We start from the raw sequence: 15,698 nt of genomic DNA, 5'->3' as shown, positions 1-15,698 counted from the left end.
ATTCGCTGTTGGCCAGAGAAGAAAACTTAAGAGTATTCTCAGTGGCTTAGCGAGAGCGAAGTCTACACGAGCCCATGGGAAAAATAAACAGCCCCGGGCGATTTTGATGTTCAATTATTAGCGCAGCTTGGTTTCCCGGAGTTTCAGGATGAAGTCGGGTGGTTCAAAGGTATCGGGGCGGGCGAATTCCCAGTACTTGTCGAACACGGTCAGGCCGGTTTTGCCTTCCAGCAGGGCTCCGGGTTCGAGGAAAGGGAAGAGATCCAAATAGGAACTAACCTCGGTTTTGGAGACCCGCCGTACGATGTGTTCGGGACCAAGTTCTGAGGGGTGCCGGAGGCCGGACGCTTCCAGCAGGTTCTGGAGGGCATCCAGGGTATTCTTGTGGTAGTTGTAGACCCGCTGGCTCTTGTGCTTCACATCAAGCTTGTTGCTGCGCCTGGGGTCCTGGGTGGCAACGCCGCTGGGGCAGCGCCCGGTGTGGCAATTGAGTGCCTGGATACAGCCCAGGGAAAACATGTAGCCCCGTGCCGCGTTGCACCAGTCGGCGCCGAGGGCGAGGGTGCGGGCAATATTGAACGCGGAGGTGATTTTGCCCGCCGCACCAATGGCAATGTCGTCCCGAAGGTTTGTGCCCACAAGGGTGTTGTGGACCAGCAGCAGGGCCTCTGTCATGGGCGTTCCCAGCCGGTTAATGAACTCCAGAGGCGCTGCGCCGGTTCCACCTTCGCCGCCATCGACCACGATAAAATCCGGCTTTCGGCCGGTCTCCAGCATGGCTTTGACGATGGCGAACCATTCCCACGGGTGCCCGATGGCCAGCTTGAATCCCACGGGTTTTCCGCCCGACAACTCCCGCAAGTGGTCAATGAATTCCAGCAACCCCACGGGCGTTGAGAAGGCGGAGTGGCTGGCCGGGGATACACAGTCTTCGCCGACCGCCACGCCGCGGGCTTCCGCAATTTCCGGAGTTACCTTGGCGCCGGGAAGAATGCCTCCGTGACCGGGTTTCGCGCCCTGAGATAGTTTGACCTCTATCATTTTAACCTGTTCCAGGGAGGCACTTTCCCGAAACATATCCTCATTGAATGAGCCGTCTTTGTGGCGACATCCGAAATAGCTGGAGCCGATCTCCCAGACCAGATCGCCGCCGGGTTGCCGGTGGTATCGGGAAATGGAGCCTTCGCCGGTATCGTGGTAGAAGCCTCCCATTCTGGCGCCGGTGTTCAGGCTGAGGATGGCGTTGGCCGAAAGTGAGCCGAAACTCATGGCAGAGATGTTGAACACGCTGGCGCTGTAGGGTTTCTCACAGTTTTTTCCGATCAGGATCCGGAAGTCGCTGTCGGCCAGGCGGGTTGGGGCGAGGGAATGGTTCATCCATTCAAAGCCCTCGTTGTACATGCCCAATTGTGATCCGAAGGGGCGTTTATCGAGAACGTTTTTGGCCCGCTGGTAGACTACCGAGCGCTGTTCCCGGGAGAAGGGGCGTTCTTCGGTATCCGACTGAATAAAATATTGCCGGATTTCCGGGCCAGCGGCCTCAAGCAGGTACCTGAAGTTAGCCATGATCGGGTAGTTCCGGCTGACCGTGTGTTTGCGCTGCAATAGATCGTAAGTTCCAAGAGTGGCGAAAGCTCCGAATACAATTGGGAATATGTAACCGGCATCAAGAATCAAAGCCACAACCAGGGAGCCGACCAGGCCGGCAATGCTCAGGGCATAGACGGTATAGCGAAGCGGGAAGGTTTTGGTTTTTTCCATGTATTCCTCAGTAAATCCGCGAAATTCGGGCTTTAGAATCGGTACTAGAGTATACCGGTACGTTCACTGATCTCGAATCGATTGAAGTGAGGTCTCGCTGGCTGGGCCACTACGTTGGTCTATGCTTAAGGCCGATGCGGCATCATTCCGCTGCTTTGATGTTTTGAGTTCAAAGCATTACCATGACACGCTTGTTACGTTTGAATTCCGATTCTGAATAAAAGACTTATCAACTCAGGAGGCGCCAAAACGTGGGCGACGTAGTTAAAGACGAATATCAGACGGATTACGTGGCTGGCCAGGACAATATCACTCCGTTCGGGCTGGATCTCCACGCGCCGGTATTCCCGATCACGGCGATACTGGTCGTTGTGTTTGTGATAGGTACCCTGATGTTCCCCGGCCAGGCCAAAGAACTTCTGGACGGTGCAAAATGGGACATTATCGCGACTTTTGACTGGTTTTTCCTGATCAGCGCCAACATTTTTGTGGTGGTGTGCCTGGCGTTGATCGTGATGCCCGTTGGAAAGATCCGCCTGGGTGGCATGGATGCAAAGCCAGAGTTCTCCACGCTGTCCTGGTTTTCCATGCTGTTTGCCGCGGGTATGGGTATCGGTCTGATGTTCTGGGCGGTGGCCGAGCCTGTGGCCTACTACACGGGCTGGTATGAGACCCCGTTCAACGTTGAAGCCAACTCCCCGGAAGCCGCGAATCTGGCCATGGGGGCTACCATGTACCACTGGGGGCTTCACCCTTGGGCTATTTACGCCGTTGTAGCGCTTTCCCTGGCGTTCTTTTCGTTCAACAAGAACATGCCTCTGACCATTCGTTCGGCTTTCTTCCCTCTTCTTAAAGACAGGGTCTGGGGCTGGCCGGGACACATCATTGATATCCTGGCCGTTGTTGCGACTATCTTTGGCCTGGCCACATCCCTTGGTTTCGGTGCCCAGCAAGCCGCTGCAGGGTTCGACTATCTGTTCGATACCGGAGGCGGCATCAACGTTCAGATGGCAATCATCGTCGGTGTCACGGCTCTTGCCCTGATTTCCGTGCTTCGTGGTCTTGACGGCGGCGTGAAGGTACTGAGTAACATCAACATGGGCCTTGCGGGCATTCTGCTGTTCTTCATCATCTTCGCCGGCCCGACCATGACCGTGCTGGAAACCCTGTGGGTAACCTCCTCAAGCTACGTTGGCAATGTGCTGCCGCTGAGCAACCCGTTCGGCCGTGAAGACGAAGCCTGGTTCCAGGGCTGGACCGTCTTCTACTGGGCATGGTGGATTTCCTGGTCACCGTTCGTGGGTATGTTCATTGCCCGGGTGTCCAGAGGGCGCACGGTGCGTGAGTTTGTAACTGCGGTTCTGATCGTACCGACGGTGATTACCGCAGTCTGGATGAGCGCCTTCGGTGGTTCCGCCCTGGAGCAGATCCAGCAGGGAATTGGTGCCCTGGCCGAGAATGGCCTGACCGATGTATCACTGGCCATGTTCCAGATGTTCGCCAATCTGCCGCTGACCGGAATTATCTCGTTCGTGGGTATCGTTCTGGTACTGGTGTTTTTCGTGACATCGTCTGACTCCGGTTCGCTGGTCATCGACAGCATCACCGCCGGTGGCAAGACTGACGCTCCTACTGCCCAGCGTGTCTTTTGGGTTGTGGCGGAAGGCGCCATTGCGGCCGCTCTGATCTTCGGAGGCGGTGAAGATGCGCTTGGCGCCATTCAGGCAACCGCGATCAGTGCGGGCCTGCCATTCACCGCGATCCTGCTGGTCATGACCTGGGGTCTGCTGAAGGGTCTGAGCCATGAGCGCAAGCTTCTGATTGCCAGAGGCGAGCTCACCTGAGCATGCTCTGAAACTGAAAAGACCGGGGTTTCGGCCCCGGTTTTTTTCGCCTGGATGAAGGGTTCAGAGACTGGCAAAGCTCTCCATGGCGTGACTGGCCCGCTCTCTGGGAGTAAAATGTGGCCGCTTGAGGCCCTCAATTGCCCGAAGGCGAGGCAACAGGCCACGGCCGTTCGCCATCTGAATTGCCAATCCCGGCCGGGCGTTGAGTTCGAGTAACAACGGGCCCTTATTGGCATCGACAACCAGATCAACACCCATGTAGCCCAGCCCTGTTGCTTCGTAGCAACGAGAGGCCATTTCGAGCATCTCGTCCCAGGCCTCAATGTTGATATTTTCCAGCGCCAGGCCCGTGTCCGGGTGGAGGGTAATCGGGCGGTTGAACTGAACGGCATTCAGGCTTCTTCCGGACCCAATATCAAGGCCAACGCCCACAGCGCCCTGGTGCAGGTTGGCCTTGCCGTCTGATGCGGTCGTGGCCAGTCTGAGCATGGCCATCACCGGATAACCCTGGAAAACGATAATCCGGATATCCGGCACACCCTGGTGAGAATATTTGGCGAGAGAGGGCGCTGATTCCACCAGGCTTTCGACAATGGCAACATCCGGTGTGCCGGCGAGGGAATAGAGGCCGGCGAGGATATTGGTGAGATGGCGCTCGAGAAAGCGAGAGTCCACCCGGGAGCCGGAGGCCTTGATGTATTCCTCGCCGTCGCGCCCGGTGATGACAGTGATGCCTTTGCCGCCAGACCCTTTCGCCGGTTTGATGGCAAAGCCTGCAAGCCCCTGGGCCATTTCCCGGAACCGGGAGATTTCATGTTGCTGGCGAACAACCTGCAACAGTGTGGGGGTTTTGACGCCGTACTCGGCAACCACCAACTTGGTTTTCAGTTTGTTGTCTACCAAAGGATAGGAGTTGCGCTCATTGTACCGGGCTATGTAATCCACATTGCGCCGGTTCATGTTAAGCATACCCAGCCGTTTAAGCGCTCGAGGTGAAATCCAGTCCATGTCAGTCGTAAATCTTCATTGGCGTGAAGCGTTTGAGCTCGCTCAGCTTGTAACCGGTGTACTGGCCCATCAGCAGGATCAGCCCGAGGATAACCAGGTGCAATTCCGGAAAGTTGAAGGTGAGGTGGCCGGCAAGAGGGGCGCTCATAAGCAGGTAGGCGACGATGGCCACGAACAGGCTGCCGGCACCCTGAATGATGACTTCATGGGCACCCTCCTCCTCCCAGAGGATAGACATGCGTTCAATGGTCCAGGCAATAATCACCATCGGGAAAAAAGTGACTGTCATCCCGGTGTTGAAACCCATCTGATAGCCGATGATGCTCAGCCCGGCGGTTATGAAAATCACCAGGATGATCAGTGCGGATATCCGGGAGACCAGCAGCAGGTTCAGGCTGGACAGGTAGCCCCGCATTAACAGGCCAATGGCGACCACGGACAAAAATGCAATCAGGCCGGGGATGAGCGTCGTCTGTACGAAGGCCACGGCAATCAGAACGGGCATAAAGGTGCCAGACGTGCGAATGCCAATCACAATCCGCATGAAGGCCACCGTGAGCGCTCCCAGGGGTAACAGCAGAAGCATCCGGAACATGCTCTGTTCTTCAATGGGCAGTTCGTAAAAACTCAGGAATCCCAGGCCATTGGATGCCGACTGCATGCTGGCGAGTTGCAGGGCCGGGACGGTTTGGCGGAGCATGGAGAAGCTCACTTCAGAGTTTTCTCCGCCCACAACGTCAAGCAGCGAGGCTGAACCCTGGCGCCACAGCAGCAGGTCCTCAGGCACACCCTGTTCGGCGGTTTTTGGGTTGAGGGTGAGCCATTGCTTACCGTTGTAGATCTGCAGGTATGGCATCAGCTGTTGCCGGCGCCGGGCGTCTTCAAGCCTTAACCCGTCGGCAATTCTGGCCGCGATGCCGGCGTGGTTGAGCATGTCGACCAGTAGGTCCAGATAGTTTTCTTCCGCGATCAGCAGTGTGGTGTTCTGTGTACGGGTGTCCGGTTGCATCAGCCGGATGAGCTCCCGGGTCATGCTTTCCGGCGTGCTGGAGCGGGCCTTTGCCTGGTCCAGAATTTCCTCCACCGCTGTTGCCTGGGGTTCCTCCCAGAATACTTTTCCGGCCTTGGGCTCCCGGCCGGGAAACTCCGGCTGAGCCGTGGGGTCCGGGAAAAACTGCGCTTTGAAATACAGAGTCTGCGGCCCGGATGCTTCGCGCTTGCTCCACTCCGCACGGCGGCTGCCGGAGCTGTCGATGATGGAGAAGCCATAGCCAGGCGACGCTGCCTGTTCGGTCAGAATCCGGAAACCCGGTGGTTGCTCCGGAATATTGAGGCTCGCAAGCACGGGGCCATTACCGGCATCGAAATCGATTCTTGCCTCAACCATCCAGACCGGTCGCTGTTCGCCGGTGAGCCATGGGATACCAAGTTCCATGTGCCTCCAGACGGCAAGCGAAACGCCAGCGGCGATCAGCAGAAAGACGGCGATGTAAAATGGCAGGCGCGAGCGGGCGGTCACGATCCGCTCCCGTTGCTGTTGCGGAGTGATTCGGGTAATTCGGTCGCATACTCCTTGCCGACGTCGATCAGCATGACGTCGCGCAGGATATTCCGCCCGATAAGAACTTCGTAGGTCAGATTCGTTCGGTCCGCGAGGGTGAACTCGGCCACCTGCTGGTGGTCGCCAATAGAGAACTGCAGCTCAACCACAACTCTTCGTTCTGCCTCTTCCGCGCTGGCCTGTATGACACGGACCCGGCGGGAAATCTCTTTCTCGAGGGTGACGAATTCCTCGGTACCCGGAACCGGAATATCAAAGCGTACCCAGTTGCTGCCATCACGTTCAAAGCGCGTGATGTTCCTGGCGTCAATGGACGAGGTTTCCGCCCCACTGTCGATGCGGGCCTTGTAGATCAGTCCTGGCCCCGCGAGATAGAAGTTTTCTACTTCACCAACAATGACTTTACCCTTGAGGCGGTCCGTGCGGCTCTTCGAAATGTCTGCAGCCGGGCACGCCGTCTGCGCGGGTACGGGAGGGCATTCGGGCCTTTCCACCTGGGTGGCGATGGCATTCAGAAGGGTGTCGGTAGCCGCGCGGTTCTGTTCAATCACCTGCTGGTGTCGGACGGCAGCATTGTTCTCCATGGTAATCAGGGTTGCACGCTGGATTTTAACGGACCCCCCGAGCTCATCCAGATCGGTCTTGGGCACCATGAAATAACGGTCTGCCGAGCAGCCCGTGAGCAGGAGGAGCCCTGCAAGAGCAGTAATGGGAAGTTTCGGCAGACCAGCCCGGAAATGTTTGAAAGCCATGAAAAACCCCTGAGCCGGCAGCCTGCCACGCCCGGAACCAGGCAGCTGTGACGGTCTGTGCATGTAAATCCAAGTAAAGACGGAGGGGGAGTATACAACATCCGGACTGTGTGGTTGATTTACAGATGGTTAAGGGCGAGCGGTGTTCACCGCCACAGCAGATGTCCCTCACCCAGCACCGTCTCCGACCGGAGATATTCCTGAATGACCGGCGAACAATTCAGATAGAAAAGCAGCAGCTCCCGTTGCACGTCCTGATCCTGAATCCGCGCGGCAAAGCTGACCAGTTCCCGGATTCCCTCATCGCTGTCATTTTGGTTTGAGGGCATTCCAAAACTCTTGCCATAGCGGGATTCTAGTACACTGGTCAGGCGTTCGAGGTGAAACTCACCGGTGTGAGTGATGTGGGGCAGGATTCCGGGCTCATCCACGCTGCCAGAAGGGCCGTTGCCAGAAAAACTCCCGCGGCTCTCTTGCGTGGAGCAGTCCGCCTGCAGAAAATCCGCCCCCAGTTTTCGCCACCATTCTTTCAGCATGATCGGTTGTCCGTTTCTGATCTGGTTCCTGTCTCCAGTTCCTCTCCGGTGTGCGATTAATAAAAGGAAATAACCGCGCAGGCAGAGACTGTTTTACCCTTTTAGACGATATTACGATGGGCGTCCAGAGATGGATCCCAGAGCTTCGCAATATTGCTAAACCGTCGTGGTCCTCTTTTGGGCAGCCATTCCGGGTGGCGGCGTCTCGGGCAAAAGGTTCCTGTCCTGAGGTAGACTGTCTTGCAGTTTCGACACCGGTGGTCGTTTGATCGACCCGTGATTTTCAAGGGGAGTGCTGTGCAGTGCCTGAAGCCATCACGGAATTGATGTTGTCCCGGACTGATCTGATGGCCGGGTTGATGGTTGTGTTTTTCATTTCAGCAATTGTGCTGGCAGGCTTGCTGGCGAAATCCACAGCCGCAAGGCGGGAGGTTGCCCGGGACGCCGGTGAACTGAAAGCGGTCAAAGCTGTTCTCGAAAAGCAATTGAATGCGACCGAACACGATCAGGCCCTGGGTGCTCAGCGCGCCGAACAGCTTGAATATGCTGTGGCTGAACAGCGAGAAAAGAATGCACGCATGGAGCGCGATATGGAGCGTTGGCGGCAGCGGGCCACGGGCCTTGAAAACCGGGTGGCGGCGCTGGAATCGGACCTGGAAGGGCGAAAGCAGAGAATCGGGCAGTTGGAAGGTGAGCGCCAGAGCTTGCACACCAAGGCAGATAATCTGACCCGGGAACTAGGAGAGGCCCGTGTTGCCCTTCGGGAGCAGGAGGTAACGCTCGACAAGGAACGCCGGTCAACCACCGAGAAACTTGAACTGCTGGAGCGTAACCGCGACGCTTTGAAGCAGGAGTTCGAAAACCTCGCCAACAAGATTTTCGAGCAAAAAAGCGAACGGTTCAGCCAGCAGACCCGCACCAGTCTCGACACCTTGCTGAATCCGTTCCGGGACCAGCTTCAGGACTTCCGGAAGCGAGTGGAGGATGTTTACACCACGGAAACCCGGGACCGCCAGGCCCTGCGCAGTGAGATCAAATCACTGCAGGACCTGAACCGCCAGATTACCGAGGAAGCATCCAACCTTACCCGGGCCCTCAAAGGCGACAAAAAAATCCAGGGCAACTGGGGTGAGTTGATCCTGGAGCGGGTACTGGAAAAGTCCGGTTTGAGGAAGGGTGTTGAATACGATACCCAGGGCAGCTACCGGGACAGTGATAATCAGCTCTACCGGCCGGATGTCATCGTTCACCTGCCGGACAGCCGGAACCTGATCATCGATTCCAAGGTCTCGCTGGTGGCCTATCAACAGTGGGTGACGGAGGATGAGGATTCCGAGGTGAAGGAACAGGCACTCAAACAGCATGTTGAGGCCGTGAGAAATCACATCCGTACCCTCAGTGAAAAAGACTACAGTCAGCTCCACGGCCTGCATTCGCCGGATTTCGTGCTGCTGTTCATGCCCATTGAACCGGCGTTTGTGGCAGCATTCCAGCAGGACGAGAACCTTTTCGCAGAAGCCTTTGAGCGAAAGATTATTGTGGTAACACCCACCACATTACTGGCAACACTGAGAACCATTGAAAACATCTGGCGGTACGAGCGCCAGAGCCAGAATGCCAGGCGCATTGCCGAGCGGGCCGGCGCGGTGTATGACAAACTACGGGTGTTTGTGGAGGCAATGGAGCGGCTGGGCAGCCAACTGCATACCGCCCAGGGAACCTACGATTCGGCCATGAATAACCTGACCCGGGGCCGTGGTAATCTGATTTCCCAGGCGAATCGCTTTGTTGAGCTTGGCGTTCGGGTTAAAAAGGAATTGCCGAAAGCGATCATGGACCAGGCCGAAGTGGACGGCGGAGAGGAATCCGAAATCGCTGATGACAATGATCTGCCTGGTACTGAAGAGCAGACGATTGGTGCAGACAACCAGCAGGAGTAAATGCCATGGCAGTATCGTTTGGAACAGGTCGCCGGTTGGCGTGTGGAGCCATCCTTGCCTCTGTGCTTCTGGCCGGACAGGCGCTGGCGCTGGCGCCAGAGCACGAAACCCGCAGGCTCATGCTGGCAACGGAAGAAGCCGTGGTGGCGGAGAAATGGGGTGAGGCCGCCGAGTACCTGAACCGGTTGCAGCAACTGGAAGGGGAAAAACCGGTCGATTATTACTTTTTCCGTGGCCGGGTGATGTTGCAGTCATTCCATCTCAACGAGGCCCAGTCGGCCCTGGAGACCTATGTGACCCGCGCCGGTGCCAAGGGTGCCCATTATCAGGAGTCCCTGAAGCTGATTACCGATATTGAAAAGGCGAGAAAGGAAAGTGCCCTTGCACCTCAGGGCGCCGGTGAGCCGGAGAGGGTTGCGGTAATCGAGCCGGCAGGGGACAGCCGGGTAGCATCCCTGCGAAAGCTCTACCTTGCGGATTCGGACCGGGAGGCGCTCACCCTGCACATCAACAGCCTGCTGGAGCTTTCCGGCTGGCGGCGTGATCAGACGGTGGTCAGGCTTGACCGGCCGGCTGAGGTGGAATATCGCCTGAGCAGCCAGGGTAGCGAAATCCAGATTCAGGAAATCAGGCGTGGTGACGACGGGCGGGTCAGGCGAAGCACCGAGCCGATGTCGGTTTTTGGCATAAATCCGAGAGTGGAATGGCGCTGTGAACCAGCGACCTCAACCTGCTGGGTATACGACCCCAGGGATGGTTCCCGGCTGTTCCAGCTTGCCTTGAACCGGGATCAGGCTCAGGAGATTGCAGACACTCTGGGGCACCTTATCCGTACCGTTCAGGCACCATCGGATTCCTGATTCAGCCCGACAGGTTACCGCGCTCACCCTCCCGGTAGGCGCCCGGCGTTACCCCGGTCCACTTCTTGAAGGCCCGGTGGAAGGTTGAGGGCTCGGTGAATCCGACCTTGGCGGCGATGTCGTTAATGGGCGGCTCCTGCCGGCTCAGGTAGTAAATCGCCATGTCCCGGCGCAACAGATCCTTGATCTCCTGGAACGAGGTATTTTCCTGCTTCAGCCGGCGCCGGAGCGTCTGCGGGCTGGTGTGCAGCTCTGCGGCGATCCACTCAAAGTCCGGCAGCGGTTTTGCGAAATCCCGGCCAATAAGCGCCCGGATTCGTCCGGTAAAGGTGTTGCTCTCATCCGGCCGGGACAACAGATCCGCCGGAGAGGTTTTCAGGAACTGCTGCATCTCCGGCTTGTCCCGGATCACCGGAGCGGACAGGAAGCGCTTGTCAAAGGTGAGGGCGGTCTTGTCGGAGTCGAACGCCAGGGGGCAGTGGAAAATGTGCCGGTACTCGTCCCCATGCGCCGGCCGCGGATAATCAAACTCGGCCTTCTCCAGCTCAATCGGTTGCCCGATCAGCCAGCTGCCGAGCCGATGCCAGATCACCAGGATGCTCTCCCGCAGAAAAAAACTGGGATCGTGGATTTCGCCCTCCATCCGGGTAACCAACTGCGCATTGTCCTCACCGATTTCCAGTTCCATCGCTACCATGGGCTCAAACAGACGGGAAAACCGGAAGGCTTGCCGGTACACCGATTTCAGGTTGAGGCAATCAATTACCAGTGCGCACATGGTGGCAAAGGTGCCTGTTCGGGCACGCCTTGGGCCAAGCCCCATGAATTCGTCGCCCATCCGGTTCCAGAGCACCTGCATCAGATGGCTGAACTGATCGCTGCTTACCCTGGCCATCTCAATGCGCAGCAGATCCGGTGAGATACCGGCTTCCCGGAGCATTTCACGGGTATCAAAACCAAGCGTTTCGGCTCCCACCAGGGCGGCCTGAACAAAGTGCCTTGAAACCGTCAGATCGGACATCACGCTCGCCATTCCATGAAAACGAGACCCATCATAAAACCCCCGTGGAACAATGCAACCGAAGCCGGATCAACCGGATGGAAGAAACCGCCAATTGGAATGACCGAAGCAGTAGTTGGCCTCACCGGCAAAACCGGGCAGCATGATGGGGATAACAACGGGTGGAGAAACCACTCTCACAACAAAAGGAGATCATCATGGCCGGTCCACTGACCTCACTCAAAGTCCTCGACTTCAGCACTTTATTGCCTGGCCCCTATGCCACCATGTTGCTGGCGGATATGGGCGCGGATGTGTTGCGTGTCGAGGCGCCGGACAGGGTGGACCTGATCCGGGTAATGCCTCCCCATGATGCTGGCGTGAGCACCGCCCACGGCTTTTTGAACCGTGGCAAGAACTCACTGGCGCTTAACCTGAAGGAAGAGGGCAGTGCAGACAAGGTGTTGGCGCTGGTAAAAGACTATGACATCGTTATCGAGCAATTCCGGCCAGGGGTGATGGACCGCCTTGGCATCGGTTACGAAGCGCTCAAAGCCGTCAACCCGAGCCTCATTTACTGCTCTATCACCGGCTATGGCCAGACCGGCCCGTACAAGGACCGCGCGGGCCATGACATCAATTATCTTTCCCTGGCCGGTGTCAGCAGCCACTGTGGCCGAGCAGACAGCGGTCCGCCCCCAATGGGAATACAGATTGCCGATGTTGCCGGCGGCTCTCACCACGCGGTGATGGGCATTCTGGCGGCGGTGATACATCGGCAGCAAACCGGAGAGGGGCAGTTCGTTGATGTCAGCATGACCGATGCCGCCTTTGCCCTGAATGCCATGTCCGGCGCCGCCTGCCTGGCGGGTGGACAAGAGCAGAAACCGGAGAGCTCACTGCTCAATGGTGGCTCCTTCTACGATTATTACCAAACCAGTGACGGCCGCTGGCTATCGGTCGGCAGCCTGGAACCCCAGTTCTCCGCACGCCTGTGCGACACCCTGGGGATCCCGGACATGAAAAGCGATGCCCTGAGCCAGAAACCCGAACATCGGCAACGGCTCAAAGCCGCCCTGAAAGAAAGGATTGCCTCAAAAACCCTGGCCGAGTGGCAGGAGGTTTTTGCCGGTCAGGATGCCTGCGTGGAGCCGGTTCTGACAATCTCCGAGGCCGCTGAGCATCCGCAGCTTAAGGCCAGGGAGATGGTGATTGGTGTGGACCGGGGTGACGGCACCCAACAGAGGCAGATCGGGTTTCCCATCAAGTTTGAGAAAACGCCTTCTACAACGTCCCGGATTGGGAAAATGCTTGGGGCTGATAACGATGAGTTTCTTTAGAAGAAAATAGCGTGAATTAGTGTTCAGTTTTATCTGCTTGAATAAGGAGAGCTCTGCTAGTTTTATAAATGTCACCGGTGACGGTGAAACCGTAGTGAACAAATATAAGGAAGACACTATGAACCTCAGGAAAACCCCGAGTGGCAGATATGCCCTAAGTCTCACGGTGGCGCTGCTTGGCAGCACCTTGCTGGCGGGCTGTTTTGATAGTGACAACGATTCGTCTGGCCCCTCACAGGCTAAGGTGGATCCCAATCTTTTTCCGTCGGGTGGTCAGCTAGAGGCGACCATTCGTCGAACTACGGGCGGCGTTCCTCACATCGTCGCTGACGACCTGAAATCCGCGGCTTTCGGACATGGCTATGCGCAAGCGCAGGACAACGTTTGTATGCTGGCTGAGGCGGTTGTAAAGGCCCGAAGCGAGAGAGCGAAGTATTTTGGGCCGGGGCCGGACGTTCAGTTTGCGCCTGGAGCCAGCGTTGGGCTAAACATCATTAATGACTTTAGTTACAAGGCTCAACAAATATACGCTGGCGCTGAGGCCGAGTTCCCCAATCTGAGCCCGGAGAGCCGTGCGCTGATTGAAGGCTTTACAGAGGGTTATAACCGCTACGTAAATGAAACTGATGTCTCTCAGTTCCCTGCAGAATGTGCAAATCAGGACTGGGTTAAACCGATAACGCCGGTTGATCTGCTGGCTCATTATCGCATTGTTGGTCAGTACGCTAGCGGTGCGCTGTTCGCCACAGGGGCGGTTTTCCTCGCAGTTCCTCCTGGGGAGAGTCCGGCACCGACACCGGTAAGTTCGGTGACCAATGTTGACGAGGTCAATCAGCTTCTCAAGAACGTTGTGGCAACTGCAGAGGCTGGCGCAAAATCACAGACCAATTTCGCGGATATGGGTCTCGCCAGTAACGCGTGGGGTATTGGTAGTGAGTTGACCGAGCAGGGCCGTGGCGCACTCTTGGCAAACCCACACTTTCCTTACACAGGGCATCGTCGGCTGTATGAAGTTCAGATGACCGTTCCGGGATACCTTAACGTCCACGGCGCTGGGCTGCTCGGGACCGCGATTCCTTTGATCAATTTCAATGAGAATCTTGCCTGGTCTCACACAGTTACGACCAGTCGTCGCTTTACTTGGTATGAGCTGGTTTTGAAGGATGGAGATAACCTGACCTACGTGAAAGACGGGGTTGAAAAGCCAATTACCACAGAGACTTACCAGATTGAGGTCAACATGGGGCCTCAGACGGTAACGCTTGAAAGAACTTTTTACTTCTCTGAATACGGTCCCATGATTGCGGCCAACGCCGTAAGCAATCAGCTGCCAGCATGGGGACAAAATGGGGCTCTGAACAGTTCTTCACTGGTCGCGCACACCTATCGCGACGCCAATGCCAACACGGGCGGTCTTTTGGATACCTGGTTGAGCATGAGCCGGGCCAGTAATCTCGAGGAATTCCAGGCTGTCTTCCAGAACTGCGGCTCAACCCTATGGACCAACACCACCTATGCGGATGACCAGGGTAACGCTTTCTACATCGACAGCAGTTCGGTCCCGAACCTCTCCGAGAAAGCCATTGCGCTCGTGAATTTCAGGCGGGCAGGCAGCGCGGCATATGCTGGTCTCTTTGACCAGGGCGTTACCTTGCTCGATGGCAGACTCTCCCAGGAGGACTGGGTGGAGACCGCCTGTGGTCCTTTGGTGCCTTATGACCAGAAGCCAAAACTGGTTAGATCGGATTGGGTGCAGAACTCCAATAGCAGCTACTGGTCAACCAATCCTGATGAGTTCCTGACTGGGTTCTCACCTTTATTCGGCGAGGAAAAGGCGCCCATCAATCCCCGTACCCGCCTGGGTATCAAAATGCTGCAGAATATTATGGATCCGGGTTTCCCAGATGCGCCGCTGCCAGCGGGGCAGGACGGCAAATTCAATGCTGAGGAGCTCATCGGTGTGATCTGGAACAATCGCGCCTGGTATGCAGAGCAGTTCCTGCCGGAGCTTCTACAGCGCTGCACTGTGATCGGTAGCACCCCTGTGAACAGCATTGATCTCTCAACCTGGTGCCAGACTTTGAGCAACTGGGATGGTCTCTATAACCGGGATAGCGTCGGTGCCCATATCTTCCGCGTATTCATGGCTAATTATCGCAACGATCTGGACTCAGATCTGACGACGCCTTTCAGCCCGGCTGATCCCGTAGGCACACCGGCTGATCCATCCGAAGAGAACGCCGGAACAGAGACCGATACCATGCTTCTCGCACTTGCCAATGGTGTGTCCGCTTTGCAATCTCAAGGAATTCAGCCGACTGATGCTTTGGGCGCTCTGCAGTATTACCGTGCTTCCGGTGGTATAGCGCCTGGCTCCGGTGGAACGCCTGTATTCCAGACGCAGCCAATTCCCTGGCACGGCGGTGATGGCAACATTGATGGGGCCTTCAACGCGATCGGTGTTGTGACGGATCCGTTCCTAGAGGACACCCGATTCCCGCGAATCGCACCGTCTACTATTGCGAACACCGCAGGCTTATCCGATGGCTCTGACGGCATTGACGGTTGGCTAATGGCTAGGGGTACCAGCTGGCACTTCGGGCTGGAGTTTACGGACAATGGTCCGCAGGCCTATGGCCTGGTGAGTTATTCTCAGTCCACAGACGCCATGTCGCCTTATTTCAGCGATCAGAGCCAGCAGTATTCCGACAAGGACTACCGTCAGCTTTTCTTCACTGAAGCAGACATTCAGGCGAATCTGGTGCCGCAAGGTGAAACCGTAATTTCAACCCAATAAGCTGGAACCAAAGAAGCGCCGTGCCCCTCATTGAGGGCGCGGCGCTTTTTTGTGGGTGCTGAATATCTCGAAGGGGGCGCGGGCTATGCATCTGGGGACATCAGTTTAAAAAAGGAGCCTTTGGGTGGCTCATGTGGCGATAGGTCTACCAGCACCGTGAGTGTTCGCCAGTCCGCCCTTGCTGTCGGGGTGCTGGTGGGGAGGATCTTGCCTTGGTGGATCGGTGAACGTGCAACCTCGTGGCAATGCGTCCACATTTCAGATGGGAAAGTTGTGCAAAAAAAAAGCCCTGGCTT

Annotated in this window: 11 protein-coding genes; 5 read left to right on the top strand and 6 right to left on the bottom strand. The window is 56.7% G+C overall.

Annotated elements, in window-relative coordinates; all coding sequences use genetic code 11:
* Positions 1 to 117: 117 nt before the first annotated feature.
* A complete protein-coding gene (locus QPL96_RS00335) occupies positions 118 to 1,761 on the bottom strand; it encodes an FMN-binding glutamate synthase family protein (RefSeq protein WP_303284837.1) in 1,644 nt (547 codons plus the stop codon).
* 251 nt (positions 1,762 to 2,012) lie between these two features.
* Between QPL96_RS00335 and QPL96_RS00330 the strand changes: the two genes are divergently transcribed.
* The gene (locus QPL96_RS00330; RefSeq protein WP_303284836.1) at positions 2,013 to 3,605 is read left to right on the top strand and encodes a BCCT family transporter; all 1,593 of its coding nucleotides are present in this window, start codon (positions 2,013 to 2,015) and stop codon (positions 3,603 to 3,605) included.
* A gap of 63 nt (positions 3,606 to 3,668) precedes the next feature.
* On the opposite strand, the gene QPL96_RS00325 is transcribed toward QPL96_RS00330, so the two are convergent.
* From QPL96_RS00325 to QPL96_RS00310, 4 genes are all read right to left on the bottom strand, one after another.
* Positions 3,669 to 4,616 (bottom strand): alpha-L-glutamate ligase-like protein, encoded by a 948-nt coding sequence (locus QPL96_RS00325; RefSeq protein WP_303284835.1) that lies wholly within the window; start codon positions 4,614 to 4,616, stop codon positions 3,669 to 3,671.
* A gap of 1 nt (position 4,617) precedes the next feature.
* Complete coding sequence (locus tag QPL96_RS00320; RefSeq protein WP_303284834.1) at positions 4,618 to 6,135, bottom strand: inactive transglutaminase family protein; 1,518 nt, start codon at positions 6,133 to 6,135, stop codon at positions 4,618 to 4,620.
* Positions 6,132 to 6,929, bottom strand: a complete 798-nt coding sequence (locus QPL96_RS00315) for a RimK/LysX family protein (protein WP_303284832.1) — start codon at positions 6,927 to 6,929, stop codon at positions 6,132 to 6,134. Before QPL96_RS00315 ends, QPL96_RS00320 begins: the two co-directional genes overlap by 4 nt.
* A 146-nt stretch (positions 6,930 to 7,075) precedes the next feature.
* Positions 7,076 to 7,465: a hypothetical protein gene (locus tag QPL96_RS00310; protein WP_303284831.1), complete on the bottom strand. Its 390-nt coding sequence runs from the start codon at positions 7,463 to 7,465 to the stop codon at positions 7,076 to 7,078.
* A gap of 578 nt (positions 7,466 to 8,043) precedes the next feature.
* Here QPL96_RS00310 and rmuC point away from each other — a divergent pair.
* Both rmuC and QPL96_RS00300 read left to right on the top strand, forming a co-directional pair.
* Positions 8,044 to 9,405, top strand: a complete 1,362-nt coding sequence (rmuC, locus tag QPL96_RS00305; protein ID WP_303285222.1) for a DNA recombination protein RmuC — start codon at positions 8,044 to 8,046, stop codon at positions 9,403 to 9,405.
* 5 nt (positions 9,406 to 9,410) lie between these two features.
* Positions 9,411 to 10,265 carry a hypothetical protein gene (locus tag QPL96_RS00300; protein ID WP_303284830.1) on the top strand — a complete coding sequence of 285 codons (855 nt, stop codon included), beginning with the start codon at positions 9,411 to 9,413 and terminating at the stop codon, positions 10,263 to 10,265.
* Position 10,266: 1 nt separating this feature from the next.
* Here QPL96_RS00300 and QPL96_RS00295 read toward each other — a convergent pair whose 3' ends face one another.
* Positions 10,267 to 11,286 carry an AraC family transcriptional regulator gene (locus tag QPL96_RS00295; RefSeq protein ID WP_303284827.1) on the bottom strand — a complete coding sequence of 340 codons (1,020 nt, stop codon included), beginning with the start codon at positions 11,284 to 11,286 and terminating at the stop codon, positions 10,267 to 10,269.
* 197 nt (positions 11,287 to 11,483) lie between these two features.
* Here QPL96_RS00295 and QPL96_RS00290 point away from each other — a divergent pair, with 197 nt between their 5' ends.
* Positions 11,484 to 12,605, top strand: coding sequence for a CaiB/BaiF CoA-transferase family protein (locus QPL96_RS00290; protein WP_303284825.1), 1,122 nt, complete (start codon positions 11,484 to 11,486; stop codon positions 12,603 to 12,605).
* A 94-nt stretch (positions 12,606 to 12,699) separates the two neighbouring features.
* The gene (locus QPL96_RS00285; protein ID WP_303284824.1) at positions 12,700 to 15,402 is read left to right on the top strand and encodes a penicillin acylase family protein; all 2,703 of its coding nucleotides are present in this window, start codon (positions 12,700 to 12,702) and stop codon (positions 15,400 to 15,402) included.
* Positions 15,403 to 15,698 lie beyond the last annotated feature (296 nt).

This window comes from Marinobacter sp. SS8-8 (assembly GCF_030540945.1).
Taxonomy (GTDB): domain Bacteria; phylum Pseudomonadota; class Gammaproteobacteria; order Pseudomonadales; family Oleiphilaceae; genus Marinobacter.
Note: the sequence above shows the minus strand (reverse complement) of the source record. Positions and strands in the feature narration are given on the sequence as shown.

Bases quoted from the DNA above. Each gene is read 5' to 3' on its own strand.
- QPL96_RS00335 (WP_303284837.1), bottom strand. From the start codon at position 1,761: ATGGAAAAAACCAAAACCTTCCCGCTTCGCTATACCGTCTATGCCCTG.
- QPL96_RS00325 (WP_303284835.1), bottom strand. From the start codon at position 4,616: ATGGACTGGATTTCACCTCGAGCGCTTAAACGGCTGGGTATGCTTAAC.
- QPL96_RS00315 (WP_303284832.1), bottom strand. From the start codon at position 6,929: ATGGCTTTCAAACATTTCCGGGCTGGTCTGCCGAAACTTCCCATTACT.
- QPL96_RS00310 (WP_303284831.1), bottom strand. From the start codon at position 7,465: ATGCTGAAAGAATGGTGGCGAAAACTGGGGGCGGATTTTCTGCAGGCG.
- rmuC (WP_303285222.1), top strand. From the start codon at position 8,044: ATGGAGCGCGATATGGAGCGTTGGCGGCAGCGGGCCACGGGCCTTGAA.
- QPL96_RS00300 (WP_303284830.1), top strand. From the start codon at position 9,411: ATGGCAGTATCGTTTGGAACAGGTCGCCGGTTGGCGTGTGGAGCCATC.
- QPL96_RS00295 (WP_303284827.1), bottom strand. From the start codon at position 11,286: ATGTCCGATCTGACGGTTTCAAGGCACTTTGTTCAGGCCGCCCTGGTG.
- QPL96_RS00290 (WP_303284825.1), top strand. From the start codon at position 11,484: ATGGCCGGTCCACTGACCTCACTCAAAGTCCTCGACTTCAGCACTTTA.